The 8,670-nt window shown below is 35.5% G+C and carries 7 protein-coding genes and 2 tRNA genes; 5 read left to right on the top strand and 4 right to left on the bottom strand.

Features of this window, described 5'->3' with window-relative positions:
- Positions 1–228 precede the first annotated feature (228 nt).
- A complete protein-coding gene (locus A2290_09325; GenBank protein ID OGC15089.1) occupies positions 229–759 on the top strand; it encodes a hypothetical protein in 531 nt (176 codons plus the stop codon).
- A gap of 8 nt (positions 760–767) precedes the next feature.
- On the opposite strand, the gene A2290_09320 is transcribed toward A2290_09325, so the two are convergent.
- Positions 768–840: transfer RNA gene (locus tag A2290_09320), tRNA-Lys, on the bottom strand.
- Between the two features lie 168 nt (positions 841–1,008).
- Between A2290_09320 and A2290_09315 the strand changes: the two genes are divergently transcribed.
- Positions 1,009–1,081: transfer RNA gene (locus tag A2290_09315), tRNA-Gly, on the top strand.
- 3 nt (positions 1,082–1,084) lie between these two features.
- On the opposite strand, the gene A2290_09310 is transcribed toward A2290_09315, so the two are convergent.
- Positions 1,085–2,482: a hypothetical protein gene (locus A2290_09310; protein OGC15088.1), complete on the bottom strand. Its 1,398-nt coding sequence runs from the start codon at positions 2,480–2,482 to the stop codon at positions 1,085–1,087.
- 26 nt (positions 2,483–2,508) lie between these two features.
- A complete protein-coding gene (locus A2290_09305; protein ID OGC15087.1) occupies positions 2,509–4,221 on the bottom strand; it encodes a hypothetical protein in 1,713 nt (570 codons plus the stop codon).
- Positions 4,222–4,360: 139 nt separating this feature from the next.
- On the opposite strand from A2290_09305, the gene A2290_09300 reads away from it, so the two are divergent.
- Complete coding sequence (locus A2290_09300; protein OGC15086.1) at positions 4,361–6,613, top strand: hypothetical protein; 2,253 nt, start codon at positions 4,361–4,363, stop codon at positions 6,611–6,613.
- A 115-nt stretch (positions 6,614–6,728) separates the two neighbouring features.
- The gene (locus A2290_09295) at positions 6,729–7,301 is read left to right on the top strand and encodes a hypothetical protein (GenBank protein ID OGC15085.1); all 573 of its coding nucleotides are present in this window, start codon (positions 6,729–6,731) and stop codon (positions 7,299–7,301) included.
- 7 nt (positions 7,302–7,308) lie between these two features.
- Here the strand turns inward: A2290_09295 and A2290_09290 are convergent, their stop codons facing one another.
- Complete coding sequence (locus A2290_09290; GenBank protein ID OGC15084.1) at positions 7,309–7,575, bottom strand: hypothetical protein; 267 nt, start codon at positions 7,573–7,575, stop codon at positions 7,309–7,311.
- A gap of 85 nt (positions 7,576–7,660) precedes the next feature.
- Between A2290_09290 and A2290_09285 the strand changes: the two genes are divergently transcribed.
- Positions 7,661–8,665, top strand: a complete 1,005-nt coding sequence (locus tag A2290_09285) for an apolipoprotein N-acyltransferase (protein OGC15083.1) — start codon at positions 7,661–7,663, stop codon at positions 8,663–8,665.
- The last annotated feature ends 5 nt before the right edge of the window (positions 8,666–8,670 follow it).

Raw genomic sequence — 8,670 nt, 5'->3', positions numbered from 1 at the left:
GTCTGAATGTTGGGTGAGGGCTGTTGTCTGTGATACATAAAAGAGAAAGTCAGGATATGTTACAAACTTTACATTTCCTCATTATATGTAGAAGTCAAAAGACAGGATGGATGGGTTGAGGGCAAACTTCGCAAAGCAGGTAGGGGAAATGTGCATGCTTATAACAATTATTTATTCAATAGTGGTATAATATTTTATAATAATTGCGCAAAATCATAGGAGGAAAAAATGAAAAATATAATAGAAGATGTAAAACTATCAATTCAATTAGAAGAAAAAGGATATGATTTTTATATAAAAACCGCAGAGAAAACCGGAAATCCACTTGCTGGATCAACGCTACAAAGCCTGGCTGAAAGAGAATTGATACATATAGAAAAGATTAAAGAGTTCTACAAAAACTTAACAGGTGAAAAAATACTAAGGAGTGATTGGCTGAAAAATGTTGGAGTTGCTCCAAGCAAAAAAAGTCTTATAAAACCTATTATAGAAAAACTAAAAAACAATCTTGAGAAAAAATTTGAAACAGATAAAAATATAAATGAAGCCTATAAAATAGCAGAAGGACTAGAAACTGACAGCTATAAGCTCTATACAAAAATAGCAAATAGCACAGATGATGAAACTGCCAAGAAATTTTACACAGCTCTGGCTCAAGAAGAAAAAGAACATTATGCAATTCTGGACGAGACTCTTGAATATTTAAATAACCCGGGCGACTGGTTTAAAGCTAAAGAGAGATGGATAGTTGAAGGCTGAAACCAATGTGCGCCACGAAGGAATCGAACCTTCAACCTTGACATTAAGAGTGTCCTGCTCTGCCAATTGAGCTAGTGGCGCAATATAGTTTATAGCTAATGGCTCATAGCTCATAAAACTAAGCTTATAATAAGATTTTATCGTAATTATCAAGCATTTTCAAGAAAGCTATTTTCTACTATATGTATGATATAATTATATTGTATTGCTTAGTTATAAGCCATAGGCTATTAGTTATTTGCTAAACGCGCGGGAGTAGCTCAGTTGGTAGAGCTCTAGCCTTCCAAGCTGGAGGTCGCGGGTTCGAGTCCCGTCTCCCGCTTTTTTAACAGACAACTACATCCCACATATCAGATGTTACAGAAGAAACAAACTTCTGGAAATAATCTTCGCCAAATTCTTTTTTATACACATCAATCTCTTCCCGCCTGTATTGCATATCCTCATAACTTAAGTAAAGAGGAATCCCTAAAACCTCACAAGCCATTATTTTCATAACTTTGTTATACAACAACCTGACAAAATCAGGCGGGTTTGCGCCATTTAACGAACCAGAGACAAAAAGAATGCTCTTTTCAAAGTCTTCATATCTCCCAGTAAAACTATATATATTTATAGAATTATTTTCTCTATTGCTATCAATCCGATCAGCAAGATTAAGACATAATCTTTCACGCTCGCTAAAAACTTTAGCATCAAAAGTATTGATTCTAGTAAAAGATCTGCCGGACATGTGTCTTAAGCTTTCAAAGAATTTTCTAAGTTGATTGCTCTTATAAACGCATTCAAAATCAATCGGATTAGGTCTGGCATAATACGATTCATAAGCAAGATAAAATGGGTAAACCATATTTCTAACACTCTCTTGATCAAATTTATCACGATATACAGAATTGGTTAAAAAAGTATTACTAAAAGCATTATATGCCGATGTCATATCACAATGATTGAGCCACAACGGTTTATCCAAAAACCTGCAAAGGACTATTTTCATTAAAGCGCCATTCAACCCTTGCATCCGCGTTTCCATAGCCTTGGCATATGCGGCGCCCGCACCGGATCGGCTCAATATTCCGAGCCTTACATCCAATTTAAAATCTTCAAAGTTTCTGGCATATTCTCCCAGTTTTGTCATATTGACCGAACCTTTATCGTCAAAAAGATTAAGATCCAAAAGGATGGAATAATCTTCCTCGCTAAACATCTCTTTTCTAAAAAGCCCGTCAGGTGTCCATATTTCCCCATCACGAACAATTTTTCCTGTAAAAAAGCCTACTCTTTTTATATATTCCGGCCAACTATGATGGCCCCCACCACAAACATCCCCATATGAAATACGATTTTGAAGCTGGGCCCTCTCCAGGATCGCAAGCTTCTCTTCACGGGTAAGCGCCCTTTCTGCAGGAGGAGACACCTTTTTTCCGCCAGGGGAAACAACCTGCGCAGCAAAGAGAGCAGCATCATACCCCCTCCTTAAAAGATCCCGCTCTTGTTCAACAAGACTCCATAACAAGTTCTCAAATCTGCCATCTTTTACAACAGCTGGAAACCGGCTTGCAACAATAGGGAAACCAAAATCTTTGGCCATTTTTATAAAAGCTTCCATTTCATCAGTAGCCAAGGAATCTTTTAAAGCCAAAAGCTTTTGAAATAATATTTCAGCTGTTACTTTTTTTTTTGGCAAGTCTTGCAAAGTAAATGATATAACTTTTTTGTTAAACATATCTATACTCTTATTTTTTTTCTTCTTTATCGTTCCCCGTTAAATTTGATAAAGCCTCGACCGTCCGAATCTCCCAAGAGAAGACTATTTTTTATTTCAAGCAACCTGTCATCTCTCCAAAAAAATCGTCTCCATTCAGAATTAGCCAAAGGAGCCCTTGTTTCAGGAATAAATTTATCTCCCCAATTTTCAGCAAATAGAATTTCAGGAGCAAGAACTTTTATCTCAGAGCCAAACTTCCTATGCAACACAACCTTAGTCTCCGCCATAACAGTTCCCCATTGTAGATAACTTGTATCTCCTAAAGATGAGTGATAAGTAAAAACATTAACTGTCACATTTGGATCTCGTTTTAGTCTTTCAAATAAAGATAAGCAAGCATGAAATTCTTTTGTTCCATTTTTAAAGTGATTGTCTTCACTTACAGCAACGTTAAAAACCGTAGCCATCTCTTCTCTTCTATCTTGGTAAGATAAACAATAATCACTAATGCCATATTTTTGTCTATATTTATCCGTAAAAGTAGTATATAGGTCGCTAATCATTTTTTCCGTATCTATTAATCCTTGGAATAAATCAACTGGCGCACTCTCTATATAAATAGAAGGGAGACCCTGAGTTTCGCTCATAAATAAAGGCATAAATTCTGGGACTTTAGACCCTAAAACAGTAAACTCTCTAAGATGAGTCACAGAAACCGCAACATGGTTTAATCCTCTCATCCCCCAAAGAGCCCTGGGCCTATCTTTTAAAATTTGCATAACACCATAAAGCATCCTGTCAGCATAAGTCTTCCTGTTTTTACTATCTGATATCCTATCTAACAATCCGTTGACTACCACCTCTCGGCCAGTAAGTCTTTTTGAATGCCCATGAATTGTGGTATGCATTTTTACTCTATTATAAACCTCATCAATATCCATCCCTTCAGCTTCTGTTAAAGTTCTTTTTAGATCATCCATCGTCTTTCCTATAACAGTAAATCGCTCCCCCATCCCCTGAACTCCAAGCCCCATCTCCTGATTTATTTTAGGAAGCCCCATATCCTTTGCTATTCTTCGAACCGACTCTTTAGAAACAGACTCACTGCTGTCTACCAAATCAACAAGTGTCGGAAGATCAGGTTCGCCTGTAAAAACATAATAAAAATAATAGATATCTTTCCAGTTTTCATAAAGCTCACGATTTTGTCTCAATAATGAAACTAATTCACCCGTTACATCAAAATCAAATTTATAAGCATTAAGAGACTGCGAATATTGAGGATGCAAATCAACATTAAAAGTCGCTTTCATCATAAGAGTCATAGCCTGAAAATATGTTTTTAGTTCTTCTGAATCTTCATAATGGCCTACTGGTTTAGACAGTTTATCCGCCTGCACTCGCTTAGCCCTCGCCTCCGCCGCGGCAGTTACCTCTTTTAACGGATCGATAATTTTAAGAACCGCCCCCAACAATTCCTTTGCCCCTACCCCTTTTGCTTTGCCATATAAACCCGCTACTGTATCTTTTAATAGAGGAAGCAAAATCTCTGCCTCAAGACCCATGAGAACTTCTTGATGCGCTAATTTTATACTTGGAACTACGTAAGAAACAGGAAGAAATAATGAAAGCCCATCATCTATACTCTTTCTCACAAACTTTTTATCCGCATCTGATACCAAAGGTTTTATTACTCTCTGCCTTGTTACCTCATAGCCTTTCAACATATTCGAATTTCTTGCTAACAAATATGACACAGCTATCAACTCCTTAATGATTTAAAACAACCCACTCACACTCTATAGTTTTCTCTCAAAATACACCCGAAAATTTCAAGTGATTTTAACCTGCACTATTGATATAATTTTAATCGTGAAAAGGTTCTTTATCATCATAATGTTTTTTTTAACACTCTTCTCCCTATGCCAAGCTGAAGAAAAAATACCCGTCAAAATAAAATCGGATAAATTAAAATATATAGAAAACTCAAGTATTATAGAAGCCTTAGGCTCTGTCGAAGTAAAGTTTAAAGAGGTTGTAATCTTCGCTGACAAACTTATTCTAGACTCAAAAACAAATATTGTAACTGCCGAAGGAAATGTAAAAATGAAAGGGGCTGACTATAACGCATTATCATCATCTGTCACATACTCAATTGATGATGATAATGCATCATATAATAACTTTAAAACAACAGTCTACCCTGAGAATATAAAGGGTCCGCTTTTTTTATCGGCTGATTACATAGATGACAACAAGGCCGACATGGTTGGAGAAGAAGGGACAGTCACAACATGTAATTATAAAGATCCCCATTATTTTACAGCCGCACAAAAAATAGAATACTATCCTAACGACAGAATTATAGGCCACAATGTAACTTTTTATGTAAAGGATATCCCCGTTTTCTGGAGTCCGTATATGATATACGATCTTAAACAAAAGAGAAGGAGAAATTGGTCTTTCGGTCATAATGAAGTCGAAGGAAATTTCATTAAAACATCATGGGGATATCCGGATGGTCAAATCTTTCTAGACGAGATGGAGAAAAAAAGTTTTGGGCAGGGATTTACCTACGAATACAAAAAAGAGAACTACAACGGAGATATTTATGTTTATCATATAGAAGAAGCAGACACCCATTTATCTGATTATGTAATAAAGTTCGAACATGCCATTCAACTTTCTCCTTCAACAAAGATAGGCCTTAACCATTCATCAACCACAATATATCAAATCCCTACAGGAAGGCTCAACCAATCAACATACAGTATCGCACTTAACCATAAAAGCGATAAAACCTTAAATTCTTTATTAAATGTCTACGATTACCGCCAGGCAAACCAGGAGATTCTTAATTTTCAGACAAATTATGCAAAAGAGACTCTAAGCAGTTCGTATGCTTTAAATATGAACCAAAATAAAACAGCCCCAAGAAATATAAATATTGCTGAAAAGCTTTTTCATCAGCAAAATATTTTTGGAGACAAAACCAGATTAACCCTTAATGCCGATTACCAGAATTTCATTAAAAACGCGGGTGAATACGGAAATGAACTTTTAACTCCAAAGGTTGAAATATCGCACATCGAAGATTTTTACAATATTCAATACATAGAAAACTGGCATATGGACTTGGACCGTAATTTATATGCTAAAGACAATAATGATACATATGTGGAATCTCAACCTGAACTTATAATAAATTTTAATCCCGTAGACCTTAACCTGTTTAATCTTTCAACCTCCGTCAATTACGGGCGATTCCATGAAATAGCTTATGTTCCAAGCCTCCAAATAAACCGCGATTACACTACAACCAGGTATAAAACATCATTTAACGCCAATAAGCTTATAATACTAGGGTCAACAACATTTAATATCAATGCCGGCCTCGATCAATTCTTATACGAGCCGGGGGACGCTTTAAATTCTTTCAGAGAATCATATGGTTTAAATTCTCAAGGTTTTGATTTTTTAAAAAATGAAACCAATTACAGGCGCGGGATATCAGACGGAAATTCTCCGTTTTTCTTCGATAAGGCATCAACAAAATATAATGATCTTAAAGACATTTTAACTTTTTATCATTTAGACAAATTTGAATGGAAAAATGAATGCGGATACAATTACGAAACACAAAAATATTTTAATTACGACACAAATTTAAATCTAAAGCCAATAGAACCGCTAAATTTAAACTGGCGTTCAGGGTTTAACATTGAAACCCAAAAATATCTGGAGCTTATCTCAACTGCGACATTAAATCTTAAAGATAAATTATCGGTTGAATTCTCATCCGTCAACGACTTAAACATCGGAGGTTTTAAACAAGGGAGTTGCCTGATAAATTTAGAAACACAAGATGAAAACAACTGGCAAAATCACTGGAACTTCAGATTGGGCTTTGTTTATGATAATTTATCAAAATATTTTATGCTCAGAGATTTGATGATAATAAAAGACCTCCACTGCTGGGAAGTAAAATATACTTATTCGGATTACAAGAAAGAATACGCTATAATGTTTACGCTTAAAGCGCTTCCCAATGAACCTTTTGGATATACCGAAGGAAGAGGTTTTTACTTTGACAGTTTTGAAAAAGCATTAAAAGAGGAAACAAGCAATGAGTCACCTCAAAGATATTAACAAACTGCAAACAATGGACAAGAGACAGGCCATAGTCAATAGCAGGAAGTCTGTAGTCTGTTTTCTAATAATCCTAGTCTTGTTTTTGGGCGGTTGCTCGCGAACAGTCACCCAAATGCCATCTCTAGGAAATGAATTATATGTAGAAATCAATTTAGAAGGGACAGCCAATGTATCAAACAACCGATATTTTGTAATATTTTCAACAATGGAGTCTTATCAAATCCCCCTCCCACCACCCGATAGCATAGATGAATTTTTAGAGCCTGGAAATGATCCACAACCGGGGTTGACAACAAAAGAAAGCTATTATACCAAATATTATTCCACCTGGAATGCCTATGTCGTTATTGACAGTTTTGGCTATAACTTTGTAAAGGGCCCATTTGTCTTTGGCACAGAATCAACACGGGAGATTATTTCAACTCTCGGAAGCTTAACAAACAAACTGGCTTTTAAAGTTAATCTTGAAAAAATCTTTGGTACAAACATACCAAATAATGTATATTTTGACATAGTTTCGGTTGATTATCCGACAAACTCGGAAAAAATATTAAAAGACAGAATTTCCCCCCCCGTTTACGATTTTGCAACAATAAGCGGAACAGTTGTAACACAAAGTGATATTGATGATCCCAAGATAACTACTTCATTAGACATTAAAACCTGGATGGTTAGATTAGAATGAGCCTAATCTATGCAATCACTTCAGGGCTGTTACTCGCAAGCGCTTTCCCAAAGTCAAATTTTTCTATAATAGCCTGGGTGGCCCTCGTCCCATTCTTTTTTGCAATAGAAAAAAGCAAAAACACAAGAGAGGCAGCCGCTTTAGGTTTTACTCTGGGAATGACACTTTTTAGCATAAACTTTCTGTGGATCAATTCCCTCTCTTTATATGTCGGCAAATGGGCATACCTGGCTTGGATATGCTTAGCTATTTTCCAATCGATCTTCCTACTCATCTATTCTTACATTATAAAACGTTTTAACATAACTCTTTCTATCTGGGGAGCATTTTTATGGATTCTAATTGAAATTATAAGAGGAATGGGCAATTTTGGCATGCCTGGAGGTGTAATCGCTTACTCCCAAACAATATTCCTCCCTATTATTCAGATCGCTTCATTCACAACCGCTTATGGTATCTCTTTTTTGATTATATTGTTTAATATCAGTCTTACAAAAATTATATTCCAAAAAAACAAAAAAGGGACGCTATCTCTTTTTCTCCTATCCTTAATATTAATTTTCGCTTCAACAATTTATGGGTTTATCCAATTAAACAAACCAATCAATAATAAAAATACAATTAAAATAGCTTCAATTCAAGGAAATATCCCCCAGGAAAAAAAATTAGATCCGGACTTTAATACGGAAAATCTAAACATCCATAAAAAATTAACACTCAAAGCGGCAAAAGAAGCCCCCGATATAATTATCTGGCCGGAGACCAGCATTCCTGTGTATTTACTGCACAATAAAAAATTTCTAAACGAAATAAAAAATCTGGCAAAAGAGACAAACTCATATCTTATAATCGGAACTCCACATTACGACAAAAACCATAAAATATATAATTCCATGGCAGTTATTTCTCCCTCTTTTGAAGTTGTAAGCCGTTACGACAAACAACAATTAGTTCCGTTCGGGGAATATCTCCCCTTTAGATTTTTTCTTTATCCTTTTTTAAAAAATACTGGATACTATGAAGGCGAATTTGCAAGAGGGAATGGCGCTATTACTATTAAAATAAACAATTTAACAATCGCGCCGGCAATATGTTTTGAATCCACATTTCCTTTTTCAATCAAAAGAAGAACAAAAGAAGGAGCCAATATTATTATTGTAATCACAAACGATGCGTGGTTTAAAACATCTTCAGCCCCTTATGAACATTTCAACCATGCTATTTTCAGGGCTATAGAAAATAGAAAATTTGTCGTTCAGGCAGCAAATACAGGAATATCCGGATTAATTGATCCTTGCGGACGAGTCATCAAAAAACTCGGATTAAACAAAAAAGGGTATCTAGTATTTAACCCCAATTATTAGGAAAA

This window comes from candidate division WOR-1 bacterium RIFOXYB2_FULL_36_35, assembly GCA_001771505.1.
GTDB lineage: Bacteria > Margulisbacteria > WOR-1 > XYC2-FULL-46-14 > XYC2-FULL-37-10 > XYB2-FULL-36-35.
This window is presented reverse-complemented; position numbering and strand designations above follow the sequence as displayed.

Coding starts and splice junctions, on each gene's coding strand:
- A2290_09295 (OGC15085.1), top strand. CDS start 6,729: ATGCCATCTCTAGGAAATGAATTATATGTAGAAATCAATTTAGAAGGG.
- A2290_09290 (OGC15084.1), bottom strand. CDS start 7,575: ATGAGTAGGAAGATCGATTGGAAAATAGCTAAGCATATCCAAGCCAGG.
- A2290_09285 (OGC15083.1), top strand. CDS start 7,661: ATGGGCAATTTTGGCATGCCTGGAGGTGTAATCGCTTACTCCCAAACA.
- A2290_09325 (OGC15089.1), top strand. CDS start 229: ATGAAAAATATAATAGAAGATGTAAAACTATCAATTCAATTAGAAGAA.
- A2290_09310 (OGC15088.1), bottom strand. CDS start 2,482: ATGTTTAACAAAAAAGTTATATCATTTACTTTGCAAGACTTGCCAAAA.
- A2290_09300 (OGC15086.1), top strand. CDS start 4,361: ATGTTTTTTTTAACACTCTTCTCCCTATGCCAAGCTGAAGAAAAAATA.